Origin of the sequence: Haloarcula sp. Atlit-120R (genome assembly GCF_003665885.1) — an archaeon.
Taxonomy (GTDB): domain Archaea; phylum Halobacteriota; class Halobacteria; order Halobacteriales; family Haloarculaceae; genus Haloarcula; species Haloarcula taiwanensis.
This window is the reverse complement of the sequence record NZ_QPLN01000011.1, coordinates 1-18,721: the sequence shown is the minus strand read 5'-3', so window position 1 is coordinate 18,721 and position 18,721 is coordinate 1. Positions and strand designations below refer to the sequence as shown.

Below are 18,721 nucleotides of genomic sequence, written 5' to 3'. Positions count from 1 at the left end.
TGGCGAAAAAAGGGGCCAGCGGTGGTGGTCGGTCTCTACGCGTGTACGTGCGAGTCATAGTCCTGAGTGTTGTTCGCGGTAGACGTCGACGAGTTCCGTCGGCAGGTCCTCGATCTCGACGGCGCGATAGCCGGCCTCGCCGAACTGCGTTTCAAGGCCGTCTTCCTGAATCCCGCCGTAGCCAAAGCCGACGACGGCCCACTCCCGGTCGCGATCACGAACATTGTCGACGGCTGTTCGGGTCGCAAATGGACTCGCTGCACCGCCGTCCGTGAGTACGATGAGGAGGTATCGGTCGGCCGAACACTCGGCAAGTAGTTCGGCCCCGTCGGCAACGGCTTGGCTCGTCGGCGTCCCACCGCTGGGCTGGCCTGCATCCAGATGCTCCCAGCGGAACCGCTCACGAGCACCAGTCATGAGACACGTAACGCCGCTCCCGAGGTTCGGATACGAGACAGCGACAGTCTCGCCGCCGAACTGCTCGATGGCGAAGAGGAACGCGCCGGCCGCGGCCTTTGCATCAGCCTCGGCGTCATCTTGCCCCATCGACCCGGAGAGGTCCAGCACGATCCCGACGGCCACGTCGTCGTCCTGACCTGGCGATGGGCGCTCGAACACGTCCCGCACACGGAGGTCGCCGGCGAATCGACGAACAACCTGTCGCATCGCCGGCCGGCCACCGACGACATCCGTATCCGGACGGCCGAGGTTCTGTCGGGGCTGGACCTGGGTTCGAGAGCCACGGAACAGGTCGGCGAGTTCCTGCTGGATGCGCTCGGCGATGCCGGACTCTCGAAGCCGTTGGCGGATGTCCGCGTGCGGACACGAGCCAGAATACTCGTCGATCCGCTCGTCACGGTCGCCAACTGTGTCATCGAAGGGCAACTCTTCGACGTGGCCGCCACCCTCCGAGACGCTAGCCGGGCCACCGTCCGCGTCGTCTGGGTCCAACTCGTCGAGTGCGTCGGCGAGGTCGAGGTCGCCGTCAGGCCGGTTCGTGTCATGTGGTTCATCCCCGGACGGTTCGGAGAGTCCGTTCTCGATATCAACGTCGCCCTCCGAGGCTTCGGCCGTGTCGGCGTCATCTCGTGGCCCGTCGCTATCCTCGTCGGGCGTGATATCGTCGGTGGGGTCGACAACCTCACCGTCAGCCTCGGCAGTGTCAGGTTCGGCTTCTTCGAGGTCGGTTTCCGCCGCCGAACCCTCGGTTTCATCGTGAGGAGATGCGCCTTCAGCGGACTCAGTCTCGGCTGATTGCGCACTCTCATCGAAGAGACCGCCCTGCACCCAGTCCAGCAATTGCCGGGTTTCGTCTGGCAGGCGCATGGGTTAGAGGCGGGCCTGGAGTTCGGACATGAGCAGTTGTTCAACCTTCTCGCCAGCCGCGTCGTCGTAGTGGGCGTCGACGACGGCGGACTGGATGGCACGTTGCATCGGGTCCGGTCGGTTGGCTGCCTGATACGCACTCGCCGTCTGGACGAGCGTCTGGAGCACCGATGTCGAGATGCCGCTGCGGACGATGCTGGTTTCGTCGGCCGCGGCCTCACGGACGGCGTTGGCCGCCCGGACGAACGCCTCGGCCTGGTGGTCCGGGATCGGCGTCCCGCCGGCGAGGATGTCGGCTTCGCGCTGGATACCCTCCGACCCGGTCATCCCGAGGTAGGGGACAGGGTAGGTGTTCGCGTGTCGTCGCCGTTCGGCCGGGTCGAGTTCGAACGTCTCGTACTCCGCGCCCTTGTTCATCGTCGCGATCGTCGTGATGTTCTCGGGCTGGCCCCGAATCCGCTCATCACGGGACCGGATGTTCACGAGCCCGCGGAAGTCCAGAAACGGCTGGAGTGAGGACTTGCGCTCGAAGGGTGTCCGGTTGATCTCGTCAAACAGGACCAGTACATCACGCTCGCGCGAGGCCAGCACCGCTTTCGTCAGCGGGCCATCAAGCCAGACTTCCTCGCCACCCAACAACATCGGCCGGCCGAGCAGCTCGTAGTCACGCATCCCGGCGGTGATCTGGATCTCGAAGAACGGCCACTGTCGCGCGGCCGCGATGTGGCGCGCACACGTGGTCTTTCCAGTACCGGGCGGGCCGGTCAGCCGGAACCGTGGCAACAGGCCGTTGTACTCGGCTGGGTCGGCGTCCTCGTCCCGGGCGTCGGTCGCACGGTCGAAGAGATCGTCCCGGGCGTCGATGATGGCCTGCATGTCAGCGAGTTCGCCATCGACATCCTGGTAGCCGGTTTCGGATGGGCTTGGGACGTACCCGGACCAGTCGTACTCACGGTCGTTGTACACTGGGCGTCGATATCCACCATCGCCGCCGTCGTCGCCGTCCAGCTCCAGGCCGTAGATGCGTCCGTTCCCGTCGGGCGCCGTCGAGGCGGTGATCGGACTCGACGGCTCGTCGGCAAACTCGTTGAGATTCCGTCGAGCGGTGTCCTCGTGACACCCAGTTTCGTTCGCAACCTCGCCCGCGCGAGTCGCGCCCGACTCAAGGGCATTTATAAGTTCAGATTCTTGCATCGAAATCACCACTGAGGAGAATAGCCGGGTTTCTGCGGGTCCCGTACGGGTTCGTACGGTTCCCCGGGCTATTTGCGGGGTCGCGTGCGCTCATCTGTTGGTCGATTCTGGAATTGTCGCGGCTTACGTGACGCGCGCGTGATTTACCATGTAGGGGACTATCCCACGCATCATCAACAACAGATAAACAACCGCGCGCGGTTTCGAATATTCTAAAACACACGGCTCAGGCACTCTCTAAGTCAAGAACCAACTCTCCGCTACCCTTCTCAATGTCGCTTACCCAACCGTGGATTGTTGACCGGTCATAGGGCTTCCCAGTGTCCGGATTATTGGGTATTTCTTCGGTGATTTGTTCGTAGCTCTTTCCAGAGTGCGAATACATCTGTCTAGCAGTCATTTCTGCGTACTGCTTCGTCGATAGCTTCTCACTCGGGTCATCAGGTTCGTCTGCTTCGTCAGGCTCACCGAACGAGTCTTCGTCGACGGCTTCAGCGTCGCCGTCGCCGTCAAGGTCCCACGCATACTCAGGCGTCCGGAGTTCCTCGTCGTGCATCGCGTTGGTCTGGCGGGATATCTGGACGCGCTTCTCCCAGCCAGACGGGCCTTCATCCTTGTCGTGGTGGTGCCACGACGGCGGTGTGAGGTGGACTGGGCCGATGCCCCAGCGGTCGGTGTTCGAAGCGGCCTCACACCCCTTCACGATCCCAGCATGGCCGGGCTTGTCGACGAGGGAGTTTTTCAGCGAGTACCATTCGTCCTGTCCGGACCACGAAAAGATGTCTTTCAACTCGCTATCGCTGCCTTCGAAGACGACGTAGCGGTTGAACCGGGTCCGAACTCCGCGTTCAACGTCGCCGGGGTCCTGCGTGTCGGCTAGCACCTCCATGTTGAGGTCGCGGGGCTTTCGCATGATGCGATAGAGTTTGCTGACGATGAACTCCATGAGGTTCCGCACGACCTCGCTCTCTTTCCGGCGTATCTCCCGATGGGGCGCAACCCCGGAGAGTTCTCGAAGCCACGTCGCCAGCTGTGGCTGGCCGGAGCCTCGGATGCGGAGTGTCCACAGCCGCTCGATGAGGTGCGAGAGGACGAAGTACCGAGATTCCTTCCGTTCGAGTGCGTTCATGTTGATGGCTGTGATGACATCCGTCGAATGGAAAATTGACCGCCAGCGGTCCCGAGAGAGGGCGTGTTCGTCCGCACCGGTCCGAATGAAGCCCTGCGACTGGAGATTCTGGAGCGCTCGAACGGCTGACTCCTTGCTGCTATCCTGTAGGCCGTCACGGGAGCGGATCTCCCGAGCGAGGTTGTCGAGACTCCAGTCGTCGAGGTTGTTGTCGACGGCGCGGTACGCATCGCCGAGCGCCCGCCCCTCTCCGTCCGACAACTGCGGTTCGAGGAATGCTTGGTAGAGGTCGGCCGATACCTCCGCCGCCGGGATGGTGAACGGCTTCGGGACGAACTCGCTGTCGTCACGGTCGTACGGGAGCCGATAGTCCGAGAGGTCGGGCGACAGAGGAACGAGGAACTCCGCCTGTGGTTCGTAGTCTTCGATGTCGGTCCAGTCGGCGGGTTCGTCGTGCTCTTCGCGGGCACGGCGGAGTGCCTGCTGCCACTGTGGCACGTCGTAGGCGTTGACGTTTTCAGTGGAGAGGCCGGCGGGGTCGAGGCACTTGTAGTCCCGACCCTCGCCGAGGCTGCTGATGTAGTAGTCCTCGAACTGCCGGCCGGCGGCGTTACTCTTCCCACCGCCAGTCCCGCCCGTGAAGTAGTGTTTGAGCGAGCCCAGGTCCGTCCGAATGGCCGAGACAGGGTCGCCGAAGCTCATGTCCGGCTTTTGCTTGTGCTCGCCGAGTTTGACGGAATGCCCCATCGCATCGGCTTTCCGCTTCAGCTCCGCGGCCGTTACGTCGTGATGGGACGCGATGGATTCTACAGAGGCGAGCGTCCGGGCGATAGTCTTCGCGGCTGCCTCGTAGTCAGTCGTGTCGCCGTTGACCGTCGTCGGGAGATCGTCAACGCCAGCCGGACCACGCGCGACGCGGGCACAGACCCCGGTCGGGTCCGACGTGAACCGGTCGACGGCCGACCAGTGCCACGGCAGCGTGCTGTCCTGTAGCTCCCGATGGTACAGTTCGATGGGTTTCGTCCACGGCAGGTCTCGAACCGCTGGCAGTATCCGGTCCCGGAGGATGAGGCCCGCATCGTGGTACTGGCCGACCGCAAGCGACTCGTTGGCGGCCTCGATGCCCTCTTTCAGGCTACTCTTTTGCGAGTACTGCTGTCGGTTCTGTGCTTGCCGCTGGACGAACTCACCGAAGCGCTCACTATCGCTACTCATCGGCATCTGCCTCCACGAGCGCCCACGGGTCCTCGGCATCGAGGATCACGACAGCCTCCGCTGCTAGTGAGCGAACGTCGGCGATGTCTTCGACGAACGCCTCGCGAGCATCCCGGAAGACAGCGCCGTTGCCGATATGGTCGCGGCGCCACGCTCGGAGCCCCTCGGCGAGATCGTCGTAGGTCTCAGCCTGCGGTGGAATCTCACCGATCTTCGCCGGACAGGTCGGGCGCGGGCAGTCACAAACCTCGTCTCGCTCGCCTGTTTCCAGTTCGTCGAGCGCATCCGAGAGGTAGTCCGTAACGTGCTCGCGGTACGCATCGGGCTGGGTCAGCTCGGAGAGCTTTGGTTCGGCCTCGCGGAGTTTCTGGTTACTCGCTTCGACCCGCTCGGCGTTCTCTACTTTCTGCTGGGATGTGATATTCTGGAGCACAGCCTCCAACGACTGTGCTCGCGGGTTATTCGTTGAACTCATAACGGGATAGCCTCCAGTATCGTATCGGTCACGTCGTCGAAGAGAATCCACAGGACGCCATACAACAACATCAGCCCGCCGACGAACATCAGCAACGGCGAGCCCGAGCTGATGAACGCCAGCGCGAAGATTAGCCCGCCGATGCCAAACACCAGCATGCGGGCCGTCCGAATCCGGTTAAACCAGAGTTTCGTCGTCTCGGGGAAGAACCGAATCAAGACCAGCGCCGCTACGACGACCATCGCGATAACCAGCAGCGTCGCCGTCATCGCCGCCCTCCCCGTGCGTAGACATCGACACGGACACCGAGGTAGTACAGCACGGTCAGGACGACCGCCGCGATGACGGCCCCAAGCAGCGCCGCCGTCGGCGAGGTCGTGAAGACGACGAAGAAGAGCACGGCGGCGAGGAATGCCAGGACGACGATGCCCTTCCCCGTGTCAGCCTGAAACTCGAACATCAGGCCCCTCCGAACAGCGAGCCAAAGAAGTCCTTGGCCCGGTCGTCAGTCTGTCGCAGGTCGTTTATCGCTCCGCCGAGGTCGGAGAGCAAGTCGGTACTACTCTTGTATCGGATGCGTGGGCTGTCCTGGCTACTCATGATGATTGTTGCATTCTGCTCTTCCAGCGAACACACCGCCTGTGTGCTGGGGTCGTCGCATTCGGGCACCGGCAGCCACTGTGTGCCGCCGTCCGGCGCCGCAGTCTCATACTGGATGGTCGCACTGGTGTCGTTGATCCGGGCCGGTGAGGCAGTAGAGTAACTGCCGGCGCGGATGTACTGCCACTGCTCGCCACCGCCGGCCAGCGTCGGGAACTCCCACCCGGTCTGGTTCTCGGCCTTCTCTCGGGCACTGGAGCGGACCGACCAGATGCCACCCGCCGCCGTCGAGATGGCGTACGTGCTGTCGGTCTGGCCGTCAACGTCGATACTGACGGCTGTCATCTCGCCATCTCGAACTGGCGTCAGTGAGACTGGTGTGTTGCCGCGCTTGGGTTCGAGCGTGCGTTGAACGCGCGGTGCGAAGTACTCCGCCGGCAGGTAGAACCGGATGGTCCGGTCGACCCCCTCGTCGTAGTCCAGCCGGAGATAGACGTTGCCAGTGTCCAGATAGAAGCCGTCCAGCCCGACGCCGTCGTGGCCCTCGGCGACCGTAACGTTCAGATCCACCTGTGCGAAGGCCGCCGACGTGACGCCCTCGCTCTCGAAGGTCTCGATGTGGGCGTCATCGGTCAGTGGGTGGCTGGTGTCGATGGTCGTTGTCGTCGCTGCGACAGGTGCCGTGACCAGTGTCGCAACAAGAGCCAGTAACACGAACTGTCCTTTCATGTCCCATCAATCCGTGATTCTCGCAACTGCGTTGGCGTCTTGAGATACCAGATGACTCCTCCGAAAACGGTGATGTTTGACGCAGCAACAATCCCGTGCCACCAGAGGGGAGTTTCCTGGTAGTACGCTACTATTTTAGCCCAGGTGTCGCCGGAATAGGTCGTGAAGTACGCCCCGTACCAATCTCCAAAGGCCGCGCCTGCGAGTGCTACAAGCGGGTACGAGAGTGTAGTTGTAACGAGGAACGCGAGTATTATTTCATCACCACCTATTCCGGCAGGTAAGTTGTCGTCGCTTTCGATCATGTGTACGGAATCCTGAGTTCGGCCCAGTTACGGTTCCAGAAGTCCCGGAAGAACGCCCGGACCTCGTCGGAGATGAGTGTGCTGATGGCCGCGCCCGCCACGACGCCACCGAAGACACCGCCGCCCACAAGCAGCACGTAAAAGACTACCAACGCGACTGCGATGACGGCCACTTTCCAGAGCGTATCGAGCACACCACCTGACAGCAAGCCCTGTACCTCGTCGACAGCACTCTCCGGGACGAACGGTATCCGGACCATCAGGCGACCATCCCCCAGAACAGTCGGACGAACCCGACGAACGCGAAAAACGTCGCGGGGATAGCAATCACGAGCGTTGCCCCGAACGTGAGGTAACTCGTCGCGATAGCGACCGCCGTGATGGTCGTCGCTGCGACGATTTGCTCGGCGGGCGTGCCCGTCCCGGCCGCTTTGGTCCCGAAACTCCAGATGAACGGGACGTACGTCGACGGGTCAGCTATATCGAGCCCGAAATCGACGCTTGTGCTTGCTGACATCAGAGCCCCTCCGTACTGAACGAGCAGTCGACATTGCTGCCGTAGCGGCTGCCCATCGACGCGAGGTAGTCTGTCGTCACGTTCCCGTCGTCGGCAACGTAGTCCTCGCGGAACTCGCCCAGCTCGTCGGCGGCATTCCGCGCTGCGTTACCCTCGATCTCACACGACTCGTCAACCGTTCGGTCAGTGCTGTTTCGCATGGTTGTGTTCGTATAGCTCCCGTCCACGACATCGCTGGTCAGATACAGCGTCTCGCTCTCGTCGTCCTGTGAGATCGTCAGTTCGAGCACGTCCAGCGACGTGTCGGCCGTGGTCCGGTTGTTCGACCACGACTCGTACGCGGCGCTGTTGTCGTTGTACTCGGTCTGGAGGTCCGCGGCCATGTCTCCGGCCGTCCGGTCGTCAGTTGCGCCGGCGACGCCATCGGATATCCGGCCCAGCACGCCGTCGCGAATGCCTTCGAGCGTGTTCAGGACCGTCGACTCCTCGGCGGCCGAGAACATGCCGTCGATAGCACCCTCATCGGACTGGGCCGCCACGGGCGCGACACTGGCCTGTACGACCAGCAGCGTCGCTAGGAGGAGTGCGAGCGTTCGTTTCATCGGTCCCTCCGACAGACCGCGCAGTACTCCGGGCCGTGTTCGTCTAATGTCTCGGCACTGATTTTCCGGTCACAGTCGTTGCAACGCTCGTTCGTCCGTCTGAACCGCGTGATAGGACCGTCTCGCGGTGTGGTAGTGTGATGTATCATAATAAGTAGACCGCCAGACCGGATTTGAACCGGCTCCAACTGGCGGTGAAACCCACCCAAGGAATTGCACCGAGGCGTGTCTACTGTGGGTTCTGAGAGGAAGGTATTTTAGCGAAAAGCGCAATATTACCTATATGAGCTCTCTGCCGCCTAGTCAGACGGCGTTCATTATGATGCTGGTTACGTTCGGCCTGATGTGGTTCGCCCGATACGGACCTGACAAAGTTGAGAGCCTCAAAACTAAACTCAGAGCGGTCATACCGATCTGACAATCACCAACCATCCAAAGGTTGGGACGGCGTAGAAGTAGATTGTCGGAATTGCTAAACCAAACACTACAGCCAGCGATATCAAAGCTGTCAGAACTGCGATTGACTCCAGCGGATGAAGGCTATGAAACCATGCAAGTGCGGCTTCGGTTTTGCTATTTGGGAATTGGTAGAAAATGTAGACAAGAAGGGCCCAAACAGTCAAAACAACCGTCCGAAGGAATCCAATGACGATGCTATCTGTATCTGGTATCATTGACATAGGCCCGCCGACGGAGGTGCGCCGTCGTAATCTACTGCGGGCTGAGTGTGGGGTACACGGACGTATCGGAAGCTGGATGGCTGAAAACCGGGCACAGGCCCGGCCGTCAGAGGCACGCCGGATTTAGCCCTCCGAGGTAGGGCAGGCGTCGCTCGTGGAGTCGAACCACGACAGCGGACCATCGCGACGATAAAATGGGTGTGGGTTGGTGTGTCTCAGACGTCGGGCAGCCACATCATCCCGCCGTCGCCTGTGAAGGCGTAGATCGTCAGGTCGACGGGCCACAGCAGCACGCCTTTGACTATCCCGGCTGGCCGCGAGGACGACGAGAGACCGTCGGTCCCGAAGATGAGCTGCCAGAGCACGTCGACGATGCCCCAGACGAGGCCGACGATGCTGACGATGGACGCTACGAACGAGGCCGGAATGGCCCAGATGAAAGCCCAGACACGCCAGAGTGCGTCAGCACGCATACCCATGAATTAGACCTCCGTGAGCTCCGGCTGGCCGTTCAGGTTGAGCGCGTCGATGCCGACCGACAGCGAGTCGAAGGCGCTCGCGCCGTAGTCGGATGCGAGGTTGCGGGCGTTGTTGAAGCCGATCGCGTCGTTCGCCTCCATCGAGAAGTCAGCCTCCGTGTCGTCCTCAGACAGGCTTTCGCCGGCGTTGACGACTTTGACCGTGCTCCCGTCCTCGCTGACGGTCGCATAGGTCATGTCCTCGTCGAACCACGACGGCGTGTCCTGGCCCGCGGCGAAGACCGGGATGGTCTCGCCACTGAAGGACGCGACGCCGACCGTCGAGAACGCTTCAGTCTCTTCGGTCGCGTCGTAGACCGCGGCCGTGCTGTCCTGGGCGTCAGCGTTGCCGATGTTGACGATGACGCTATCCTGCGAGTCGCCGTTGACGCCGATTCCTTCCTGCGTGACCTCGGCCGCACCAGCGTCGGAGTCGTTGCCACCAATCGAGAACACAGAGGCGCGGATGCCCGCGCCAGTGCTGTCGGCGACCATCGTCTCAGAGTTGTTCATGTGGACGAACGAGACGTTCGCGTCGTTCGAGAACGTGAACGTCGTGTTCGTCATTGTCTCTGGGTCGTCGGCCGTGTTGATCGAGCGAACCTCGATCGTCACGTCCTCTCCGGCGTCGGCCTCAAGCCCGGGGTAGTCCGAGCCGTCGTCGGCCAGCTCCAGCCTGTGGTAGTACGTCCCCGAGACGACGGTCTCGTAGTTGAGGTTGTCGCTGGAGTTTAGTTCGTGCGTGTCCAGCAGGCGACCGTCAGCGCCCTGCCGGATTTCCGCGGTCGTCTGGTTCGAGTCCTGCGAGGTGTTCAGGAACGAGGTTGTTGAGGTATTGTACGCCTGCGTCGATGTGCCGTCGAGTTCGGTCGTCCCGGCCGTATCCGTCGTTTCGGTATCTAGGCTGGGCGCGGTCGCCATGACGCCCCCAATTGCGGTCAGGAGCAGCATGGCCGACATGCCGACGGCTATCAGTGATTTCTTGCGCATTGGATGATTGAAAAGCAGTTAGTTGGAAATCGGTGCGTGTGGGTCCGGGCCGCCCGAGGGCGGTGGTACCACTGGGGGCGGAGGGACTGGCGGGATGGGTGGCGGGATTCGCCCGGTTTCCATCGGCGTCCGCTTTTCGTGTATTGTATTCATGGTAAAATCACGCCCAGTCGTCCAGGCGGAACGGGTTGCCTGGAATGCTCAGATCGTGCCAGAGCACGGCCAGCCGGTGGTTTATCTGGTCGTCTTCGCGCCACCAGTTGCCGCGTTCCTCGGCCGTCGGCGGGTCGACGACACTGCGGCGGTGAACGTTCCAGCCATTCACCAGCCACGATGGGTACTCGTCTTTCATATCGGCCAGCGAAACGAACTCACCGTCGCTCGTCGTCGTTCGTGTCCCGTGCCAGGGTTTGATGACCTCCAGCTTCGGGTGCGTGGACTCGTACAGCGGCGGGTCCTCAACGACTTGGGCGCTGTAGTGCCAGTCCGAGATGACGATGTGGTCGACCTCGCCGTTGTCGACGGCGACATAGACAGGTTCCCGGTCCGGCAGATGCGAGTCCTCGCTGCTGACACCCTGTTGAGCCGTGTAGAACGCCCAGTAGCAGTTCCAGTCGTAATCGTACTCCGGACTCGTGACCTGCCACGCGTAGAGGTCCGACGGCCGCACGCGAACGTTCGAGAGGTCCAGCAACGGCTGGTAGGTCTCGATGTCAGTCCGTGCATCTGGCAGGCCGGTGATAGTCACATCGTCGGGTTGCTCGCTGAACTCCGCCGCCGCAGGGCCGGAATACACGGCCCCCAGCCCGCCAACCGTAGCTACGGACTTGAGAAATGCTCGTCGTGATTGCATGGGACTATGCTTCTATCCGTGAGAGGATTCCCGAGACTAGGCCGTCGGACCCGGCTTCGCGCCAGAACGTGTCCCGGCGCTGGGCCGTTTCATCCATCGCGTCGGCCTGACTCTGTTCGGTCTGGTTGTCGGCGATGGCCCGATCCGAGGCGACCATGCCGTGGCCGGCCTCGACCTCAGCAGCCTGCGGCATTCTGCGAGCCGTCACAGTCAGTCGGGCCTTGGTTTGTTCGCTGTCGTTGACCAGCGTACTGTTGGCTTCCAGCAGTTGGGCCGCACTGCCAGCAACGAGCGGCTGGGCCATGCTCGTGCCCGAGAGGACCTGATACCGCTGTGTCTCGTCGGTCCGGGCGACCGTCGCATTGACCTGCATGCCCGGTGCCGTCACGTCGATCCCCTCGCCGCGGGTGACCCCACCCGACATATCCGTCGTCGCTGGGTCACTCCCGAGCTGGCTAAAGGAGGCGACGCCGGCCGTATCCGGGTCGCTGGTGTTTGAAGCCGCGACCGAGACGACACAGTCCTCGGGCGTATCTGCGGGTGAGGCCAGATACGGCGAGCCCTGCATGCGAGCATTGCCCGCTGCGACGGACACCGTTGTCACGTTGCCCGCACACGCGTCTCGGATGGCCGACGCGACCTCCGGCGTGTAGCGCTGGGAGCCAAGGCTCATCGCGAGTACGTCAGCGTCGTTGGATTCGGCGTAGCGGACGGCTTCGGCGATATCCGCCGTGCTTCCGCTGCCGTCTTCGTCCAGCACTCGCAGGCCGAGGATCGTTGCGTCGGGTGCGACGCCCTCATAGGTTTCGTCGGCCACCGTGTCGTCAGGGTCAGATGCGACAGCGCTGGCTACCCACGAGCCGTGGCCCTGGGGGTCGCTGACGGACTCGACGCCGGTTTCGTCGTCAACGAAGTCCTTGCTCTCGGGGCTGATGTTGTCTTTCAAGCCGATGGTCCCGTTGGCGTGGTTGACGCCAGTGTCGATGACAGCGACCGTGACGCCCGCGCCCGTCTCGGAGACGTTGTCGGCCCCGATAGTCTGGCGGGCCTGTGCCATCGTCGTGACGTTCGTCGAATCACGATAGGCGATACCGTTGTCGGGGTATTCTGACTGCAAGCCGAACGGCCGCCAGGACTGCCAGTTCTCCGGCGCGGTCGCGTTCTCCGCGGTTGGGATCGAGGACTGCGAGACTGGTTCGGCCAGCGTGAGGTCGCGGTTCGGCGCGATACTCAGCACGTAGCTGTTGGTAGCCAGTCCGTTGTCGAAGATGGCCGCCAGTCGCGTCAGCCCCATCTCGCCGGGACTGGCAGCCACGACCGACCGGTTCTGCCCGGCCGAGCGAACGACCGCTCGGGACTCCGAGGCATTAGCCCAGCTGGACAGCGCGTCCGGGTCGTCGGTGTTGACGATCCACGTCGGCTCACCGGTCGAGCCGTGCATGATACCATCATCGGCGATGTTGAAGCCACGGACCCACTCCTGACCGGCCGTAATTTCCGGGCCGAGTGGGCCACTATCGGCTGCCTGTGCGGTGGCCGGGGCCACGACGGCAGTGACCATCAGCAATGCGACGACCGCCGTTGTGAGTGTTCGTGTCATGCTATCAGCCCCATTGGTGCGATAGTGAACGGCAGGTTCGGCAGCGATTCTTGGATTTTCTGATACCGCCATTGGAGGTCCTCGACAAAGGTCGGGTCGGCGACGTAGCGGATGGAAACCTCACCGTCGCTCCCGGAGTACGTCGAGACCGTGGTGCCGTTCTCGCCGCTGATGGACCCGTACTGGTTGCCATCGGGCGCGATTGGCTGGATTTCGCCGTCGGCCACGCGGTAGACGTGGGCGTCGTCGCCGAGGTCCTTGAGGTGGACGATGGTCGTCGTGCGCTGGCGAACGACTGTATCATCGGGCGCACGAGTGACCCGGACCGTGACGGTGCCGGTGCGTGGCGTGTCGATGGTCTCGACGTGTGAGTGGACGGTCGTCGGCGGGTCATCATTGGCCCCGACGCGGCCGAGTGCGGTTATCTGGGCGTTGCCGAGGCGCGTCTGGAGGTCGCCACCCACGAGGTCGTCACCAGTCAGCGCGTACGGGCCGCCGACGCCCCGCTGGGCGCGGATGGTCGCGGGCTGGTCGATGTCGGCGCGCAGTGCCTCGACGTCGACGCGCTCGGTGAAGTTCTGGCCGCCCGGATTACTGTACGTGACGGCGACGGTGTAGACACCTTCGCCGCTGGTTTCGAAGGACGCCTTGCCGTTCGAGACGGTCGTCGCCACAGTGGCACCGGTCGGGTCGGTCACGTCGACCGTTTCGAGCGTCTGGTAGTTCCGGCCGCCGTCGACGCTGACGGTTACGTCCTCGTTCGGGCCGGGAGCGAGCGAGGAGAGTGAGATGCCACGCAGTTCGGGTATCTGGCCGGTGAACATCGGGTTCCGAACGGTTACGGTTTCGCTGCCGGTGTCACCGTCGTCAAGCACCTGAGCCCGGAACGTGACCGCGGCCGGGTCGGTGCTATCGACCGGGTAGTCGCTGACCTGAATTTGCGTTCCCGCGCCGATGAGACCGTCCTGTTCGACTGAGTAGTACGTCTCGTTGACGAGCTTCGTGGTGCCATTCGCGTACTGGGCGTAGATAGCTACGTCGTCGCTCGTCAGGTCCCGTGCGAACTGGAAGGCGACGTTCAGCGTCTCGTTCGTCGCTTCGCCGACTGAACTGGAGCTGTTGATGACTTCCTGCTGCTCTTGCATCGCCGCTTCGAGGGCGTCGATGCGCTCACGCAGCTCATCACCGTTCAGGTCGCCCGGCGACTGGTCCCAGTCGACCGACTGGTTGCCGGGGAGTTGTTCCTCGGCGCGGTCGCGGATGGCCTGCGAGTCCTCGGTCAGGTTGATTTTCGTGCCGTAGTAGTCCTCCAGTTCGTCGACCGGCATATTCTCGATGAGCCGCTTGTCAAGTCCTGAGAGTCCTGACCAGCCGAGTTTGTCTTTGAGGAAGTCTCTGATGGCCTCAGTTCGATTGGCCGTTCTGTTGATGCCCAAGAACGGTTCAGCCGACAGTTCACGAACCGTGACGTTGGCGTTATTCGCCGGCGGTTCGACGGTGTTCGGCGCCGTGGCGATGTAGACCGACTCAGCCGTCAGCGCATCCGAGAGGTTCTGACTTTCGTAGTACTCACGAATGTCTGCACGCGTGGCGCTTTGTGGGTCTACATCAAGCTGTGATGGGATCTTGTATGCAATGACCGACGTGCGGTTGACCGTCTGGCTGGTTTCGACGGCGTAGTAACCAGTCTCGTTCGTGCTGGTCCGAATAACGTCGAAGGTCCCATTGGATCGTAGGTTTTGGAGTGTCTCAGCCTGAGACGTGAGAGACCCAGATTGCGTGCGCAGGTTTTCGGCCCACCCACGGACAACGGATTCGGGTTCGCCGACAGCAACGATGTACGCCGATTCCTGACTGCCCTTCGGGTACACGCGATAGAAGCCATCCGAGAGCGTCACTTCGGCGAACTTGTGTTCGCGGGCGGCCAGCGAGCCGCCGATGGACTTGTCGGTCTCGACGGTTTTGCGGTCGAGGATGTTATCGCCGCCGCCGGGGCCGAGCTGCTCGATGACGACCTCGCCCTCCGTGGTCGCTCCTGGGAGATCACTATCGGCCGGGTCGGCGAAGTTGAGCACGTTACCGCCGTCGCCATCCCAGACCGACAGGATGAGTGTTTGGTCAGAGGGAGCCTTTGCAGCGCCGCCATAGGGCCCGTTCTCGGACTCGAATCCGAGACTCGGGCTTCGGAGCCGGTAGCCCGTGTCGCCAGCGATGGGTGCAGTGACGACTGTCGGGTCTGGGATATCCCACGCCTGTGGCGTGTGGACCGCGACGTACTCGCCGCTGGTTCGTGAACTTCCGAGGAGGTCACTCGTAGCTTTGTTGCCCTGGCCAACGTTGAGACCTTCTGGCCCTCGCCACGCTGACGGTGCCGGGTTCGACGCCAGAGATTCGTATTGTCGCGCCTGCTCGCGTTTCTCCTCGATGGTCCCGTTCAGATTCGCGAAGTCCACGCCTGTAACTTGTACAGTTGAGTTCTCAACCGACCGGCCATCTGTTGTTGTGACGTACCCAGTGACGGTCCCCTGATATCGCGATATCGTCGTATTGTATTCGAGATTGTCTACCGTTACCGATCGGCTGGTTCCGGACCCAGTTGAGTCTTGGTTGATTTGATACCGGCTGATTTGAGAGGCCTGATTTTTGAACGCGAATGGCCCATATTTGCTCCCTTTGATGATGATGCTATACTGATTATTTGCAAAATCCACATCCGTAAATGAGGCGGTATAGGCCTTACCACCGCTCCACGTATCCACAGCAACTAGTGTTGTGCCATCTACTGCCTTAATCTCTGCAGAGGAATCATTGAACACAATCGACGACACTGTGGTCGAGCCATCCTGTAGGCGGAAAATAGTTTCATCAGTCCCTGTTCCGCTGCTTGTCTGTGACGAGATCCGCATGTCAATGCTGACATTGTTGGGCTGATGGCCGAGATTCGTCCGCTTGACATCGACTGAGTTTGAGTCTCCGTTCGTCGACAGTTCCCCAGCCACAGAGCCCTCTATGGCGCTAGACGTGGTCGTGAAGTTTGCCAGATCCCCATTCCAACCAGTCCAGCCACGATAATCGGTCCCGAGGTCGCCATCCTCGAAGTCATCTCCGACAGGAGAGATTTCACCGACCGGGAAGTTGTCCCCGCCAGCTTGCAGATCGTCGACCACAACGTCGCGCGCCGTTCCGACATTCGAAATGTCGTTCGTTGCTCGGAATTCATCAAAGCCACTCACCGAATTCTCCATCGCATACGTGCCAACGTCGAACCCGTTGATATAGACCGTAAACTCATCAGTTGAGTAATCCATCTCAACGTCAACTTTGTATCGCTTTTCAGCGACCCAGTCGAACCCGGTATCCGTGAATCCGGAAGATGTGACAACAGCGATATTTCCATCGTCAATGAATTGGACCCGCGTTATTCGAGTTGAGCCACTGTATAGGTCATAACGGACAGCATCGTCTCCAGAATTCAGCTTGTCACCGATTTCAGTCCGCCAGGCGAGTCTGTTTGCTGACGTGGTCGATGACCTAGCTACACTGACGGTTTGGGTGCCAGACGATGCAGTCGCCTCCAGTCGGCCGGAGTATGAGCCATTTAGGACGCCACTCGTGGTAGCCGATAGCGAGCCCGTATCGCCGCTCCAAGAGCCCCACGAGGAGGCTGGGGTTGTGCTTGCATCGCCATCTTCGAAGTCATCTATTAGAGTGGCGTTCGTCGTTGCCGCAGACACCGACCCGGTTAGTGCGATAAACGGTGCGATGGACGCCAGCGTAACCAGTACGCAGAGACCCGCAACGAGTGGTTTCGTACTATACCTGTCGCTCTTGAGTGTGTCTGGAATCATTTGTGTGAGTGGATGGTTATGTCAGATTAACAGTCGAGCCCGCACCTGCGCCATTGGACGCACCGCTTGCGTTCCCCTGCGCTACGCCCTGATACCGGTTATTATCGGACCCACTGGCGTTGAGGCCGTACCCGCCGTTGTCATTCAGAACCACATTGAACAGGCTCTTTGTGACATTGGATGACGCGAACCCGTCCGCAGATCCGGCCAGGACTTTGATTGTCCCGGTAGCGCTGGAAATGGAATCCAGAACGACACCGTCCGAGCCCGGATTCCGGGCGGACACGTCTATGTCAAGCGCTGGCAACCCCACCAAGTACACCGCATTTTTACCCGGAGAGGTTATCTCAACATCAATCGTCCAGTCTCGCTCGTTCCGACTGGACTGCTTCCGGAGCGCGTCCCCAGGGCAGTTTCGGGATTTGCCCCGCACGGTCAGCCCAGTCATGGTGTTACTTTCCGTGGGGGAGCCCAGTTCAACGTAGTCAAACAGCCGACACCCTCGTGCCTTTATTCCGGTAAAGGTCATGTCCCGTCCAGTCGAACCGTCGCCGTTCTTTTTTACCCGGACAGCTGGATTCGAGGATGCTGTGTCGGGTTCGTAGACTACATCCCGGACGGTCAGATTATCACTTGACACGCCGGATTTCTCGGTGTGGACACCAGCTGATGCATCTTTGACCGCTACCGCTACGGCGGCAGGTTCGCTGCCCACGGCCCCGTATCGCTTGACGTTCTTTACTGTGGTCCCGGTTTCGTCTGTGATGTCAACAGATTCATTCGCTATGTCGATTCCGATGATATTCCGCACTGTGTTGTGCTTCCCAGCCTGATTCAAATCCACCACTTCAGTCACATTGGTACTAAGTGAGTTATCCCCAATCGCCATCAGCGTGTCATAGGTGACGCGCTCGGACCCTTCGTGAACGATGATTCCAGATCCAAGCGTGTGGTCATCTCTGTTGATGTTATAGAATATCTTTTCGAGCGTGGCCTCTTCGACATCCACGACAATGATACCGCGCCCGCCCCGGACCTCCAACGGACCCTGGATGTAGTGATTTTGCGTGCCGCCGAAGAAGTCCACGTGGAAACGGCTCTTATCGCCCGTGATGTTCGCGTCAATAATTCCCATTCCACCGATACAGACGATTCCGCAGTCAGAGTTGCCTGCAGCGTCTATCACTTTCCCCACGTCGGGGCCGACGTTCTTTGGCCGTGTGTTCAGCGACCCATGTGATAATCCGTCCTCGACGCGGACGCCAGCGCCGTTGTAAAGATACAGCGTTTTCCCAGCTGGCAGCTCGACCGATGCATCAATCGTCAGGACGCCATTATAGATGAGCGCACCATCAGCGTTGTTCTGCAACGCGTTGTTTAGATCCGCAATTGAGTCTTTTTGTGCATCGATCCTCCCGATTGATGGGATGCCGCTGGACTTGCCTGTCGCCGACAGTTTCACAGTCCCGGTGGAGGTCTCTGCGGCATCGATACCAGGCCCAGCATTGAGGACGCCAAGGTCCTCAGCAACCTGTGCGCCATTATTCTCGATTGTCAGGCTGATTGGACTGTCTTCGTCGTTTAGCCCCAGGAGATCGTCCAGATAGTCTCCGTCGCCATCCTCGTCAAGGGACCAATCCATTACTGCCATCCCGGCAATCGTCTGGATGAGGGACCGCCGCGTGGTGTCGATACTACCGTCTACTGGATTGTTTGATTTTGACATGAGAAGCTCCGAGTGTTTGCGAGCGTCGATCCGGTCTTTATGAGGGCTTAACAACGGCCGTCATAGGCGTAAATAAGCGCCTCTGCGCCATCCTCCCAGCCGGTCGTACTGCGTTAGTGATGTCTAAATTATATATTTCGTCTGAGGCGAGTTGGCTTAGAGTCAAAAACAATAATATCGGTACAATTTAGATTTTTATATGGCAATCCAAAAGCTTCGTCAAGCACGCCGAAAAGCTGGATTTCGAGGGGTGGTTAAGTCAGCGGTCAGTTCTGTGAGGCATACGGGAAGACCAGATTCCCTGCTGTTTCATACGAATACAATTACCGATATCGACGAGTCTACCCAGTTCGAGATTAGCAATCGTATTGAAGTAGGCATAGGAGACCGTGGGGCGACGCACCCACGGATTGG

The 18,721-nt window shown here is 60.8% G+C and carries 17 protein-coding genes; all 17 read right to left on the bottom strand.

Annotation, left to right across the window (positions count from 1 at the left end):
* Nucleotides 1–54: 54 nt before the first annotated feature.
* Nucleotides 55–1,326 (bottom strand): hypothetical protein, encoded by a 1,272-nt coding sequence (locus DVK01_RS20355; protein WP_121538614.1) that lies wholly within the window; start codon nucleotides 1,324–1,326, stop codon nucleotides 55–57.
* Between the two features lie 3 nt (nucleotides 1,327–1,329).
* On the bottom strand, nucleotides 1,330–2,520 hold the full coding sequence (locus tag DVK01_RS20350; protein ID WP_121538612.1) for an AAA family ATPase: 1,191 nt from the start codon (nucleotides 2,518–2,520) through the stop codon (nucleotides 1,330–1,332).
* Nucleotides 2,521–2,746: 226 nt separating this feature from the next.
* Nucleotides 2,747–4,864 carry a hypothetical protein gene (locus DVK01_RS20345; RefSeq protein ID WP_121538610.1) on the bottom strand — a complete coding sequence of 706 codons (2,118 nt, stop codon included), beginning with the start codon at nucleotides 4,862–4,864 and terminating at the stop codon, nucleotides 2,747–2,749.
* The gene (locus DVK01_RS20340) at nucleotides 4,857–5,339 is read right to left on the bottom strand and encodes a hypothetical protein (RefSeq protein WP_121538608.1); all 483 of its coding nucleotides are present in this window, start codon (nucleotides 5,337–5,339) and stop codon (nucleotides 4,857–4,859) included. The genes DVK01_RS20345 and DVK01_RS20340 overlap by 8 nt, the downstream gene beginning before the upstream one ends.
* On the bottom strand, nucleotides 5,336–5,608 hold the full coding sequence (locus tag DVK01_RS20335; protein WP_121538606.1) for a hypothetical protein: 273 nt from the start codon (nucleotides 5,606–5,608) through the stop codon (nucleotides 5,336–5,338). The genes DVK01_RS20340 and DVK01_RS20335 overlap by 4 nt, the downstream gene beginning before the upstream one ends.
* The gene (locus tag DVK01_RS20330; RefSeq protein WP_121538604.1) at nucleotides 5,605–5,799 is read right to left on the bottom strand and encodes a hypothetical protein; all 195 of its coding nucleotides are present in this window, start codon (nucleotides 5,797–5,799) and stop codon (nucleotides 5,605–5,607) included. The genes DVK01_RS20335 and DVK01_RS20330 overlap by 4 nt, the downstream gene beginning before the upstream one ends.
* Nucleotides 5,799–6,668: a hypothetical protein gene (locus DVK01_RS20325; protein ID WP_121538602.1), complete on the bottom strand. Its 870-nt coding sequence runs from the start codon at nucleotides 6,666–6,668 to the stop codon at nucleotides 5,799–5,801. Before DVK01_RS20325 ends, DVK01_RS20330 begins: the two co-directional genes overlap by 1 nt.
* On the bottom strand, nucleotides 6,665–6,973 hold the full coding sequence (locus DVK01_RS20320; protein WP_121538600.1) for a hypothetical protein: 309 nt from the start codon (nucleotides 6,971–6,973) through the stop codon (nucleotides 6,665–6,667). Before DVK01_RS20320 ends, DVK01_RS20325 begins: the two co-directional genes overlap by 4 nt.
* On the bottom strand, nucleotides 6,970–7,233 hold the full coding sequence (locus DVK01_RS20315) for a hypothetical protein (RefSeq protein ID WP_121538598.1): 264 nt from the start codon (nucleotides 7,231–7,233) through the stop codon (nucleotides 6,970–6,972). Before DVK01_RS20315 ends, DVK01_RS20320 begins: the two co-directional genes overlap by 4 nt.
* On the bottom strand, nucleotides 7,233–7,490 hold the full coding sequence (locus DVK01_RS20310; RefSeq protein WP_121538596.1) for a hypothetical protein: 258 nt from the start codon (nucleotides 7,488–7,490) through the stop codon (nucleotides 7,233–7,235). Before DVK01_RS20310 ends, DVK01_RS20315 begins: the two co-directional genes overlap by 1 nt.
* Nucleotides 7,490–8,092, bottom strand: coding sequence for a hypothetical protein (locus DVK01_RS20305; protein ID WP_121538594.1), 603 nt, complete (start codon nucleotides 8,090–8,092; stop codon nucleotides 7,490–7,492). Before DVK01_RS20305 ends, DVK01_RS20310 begins: the two co-directional genes overlap by 1 nt.
* Nucleotides 8,093–8,987: 895 nt before the next feature.
* Nucleotides 8,988–9,245, bottom strand: a complete 258-nt coding sequence (locus tag DVK01_RS20300; RefSeq protein ID WP_121538592.1) for a hypothetical protein — start codon at nucleotides 9,243–9,245, stop codon at nucleotides 8,988–8,990.
* A 9-nt stretch (nucleotides 9,246–9,254) separates the two neighbouring features.
* Nucleotides 9,255–10,280 carry a hypothetical protein gene (locus DVK01_RS20295; RefSeq protein ID WP_121538590.1) on the bottom strand — a complete coding sequence of 342 codons (1,026 nt, stop codon included), beginning with the start codon at nucleotides 10,278–10,280 and terminating at the stop codon, nucleotides 9,255–9,257.
* Nucleotides 10,281–10,440: 160 nt separating this feature from the next.
* Complete coding sequence (locus tag DVK01_RS20290; protein ID WP_147435212.1) at nucleotides 10,441–11,133, bottom strand: hypothetical protein; 693 nt, start codon at nucleotides 11,131–11,133, stop codon at nucleotides 10,441–10,443.
* Between the two features lie 4 nt (nucleotides 11,134–11,137).
* Entirely contained in the window at nucleotides 11,138–12,733 is a 1,596-nt protein-coding gene (locus tag DVK01_RS20285) for a S8 family serine peptidase (protein ID WP_158598790.1), read from the bottom strand.
* Nucleotides 12,730–15,186, bottom strand: coding sequence for a hypothetical protein (locus DVK01_RS21750; RefSeq protein ID WP_147435211.1), 2,457 nt, complete (start codon nucleotides 15,184–15,186; stop codon nucleotides 12,730–12,732). The genes DVK01_RS20285 and DVK01_RS21750 overlap by 4 nt, the downstream gene beginning before the upstream one ends.
* A gap of 1,411 nt (nucleotides 15,187–16,597) precedes the next feature.
* Nucleotides 16,598–18,307, bottom strand: coding sequence for a hypothetical protein (locus DVK01_RS20260; RefSeq protein ID WP_121538576.1), 1,710 nt, complete (start codon nucleotides 18,305–18,307; stop codon nucleotides 16,598–16,600).
* Nucleotides 18,308–18,721 lie beyond the last annotated feature (414 nt).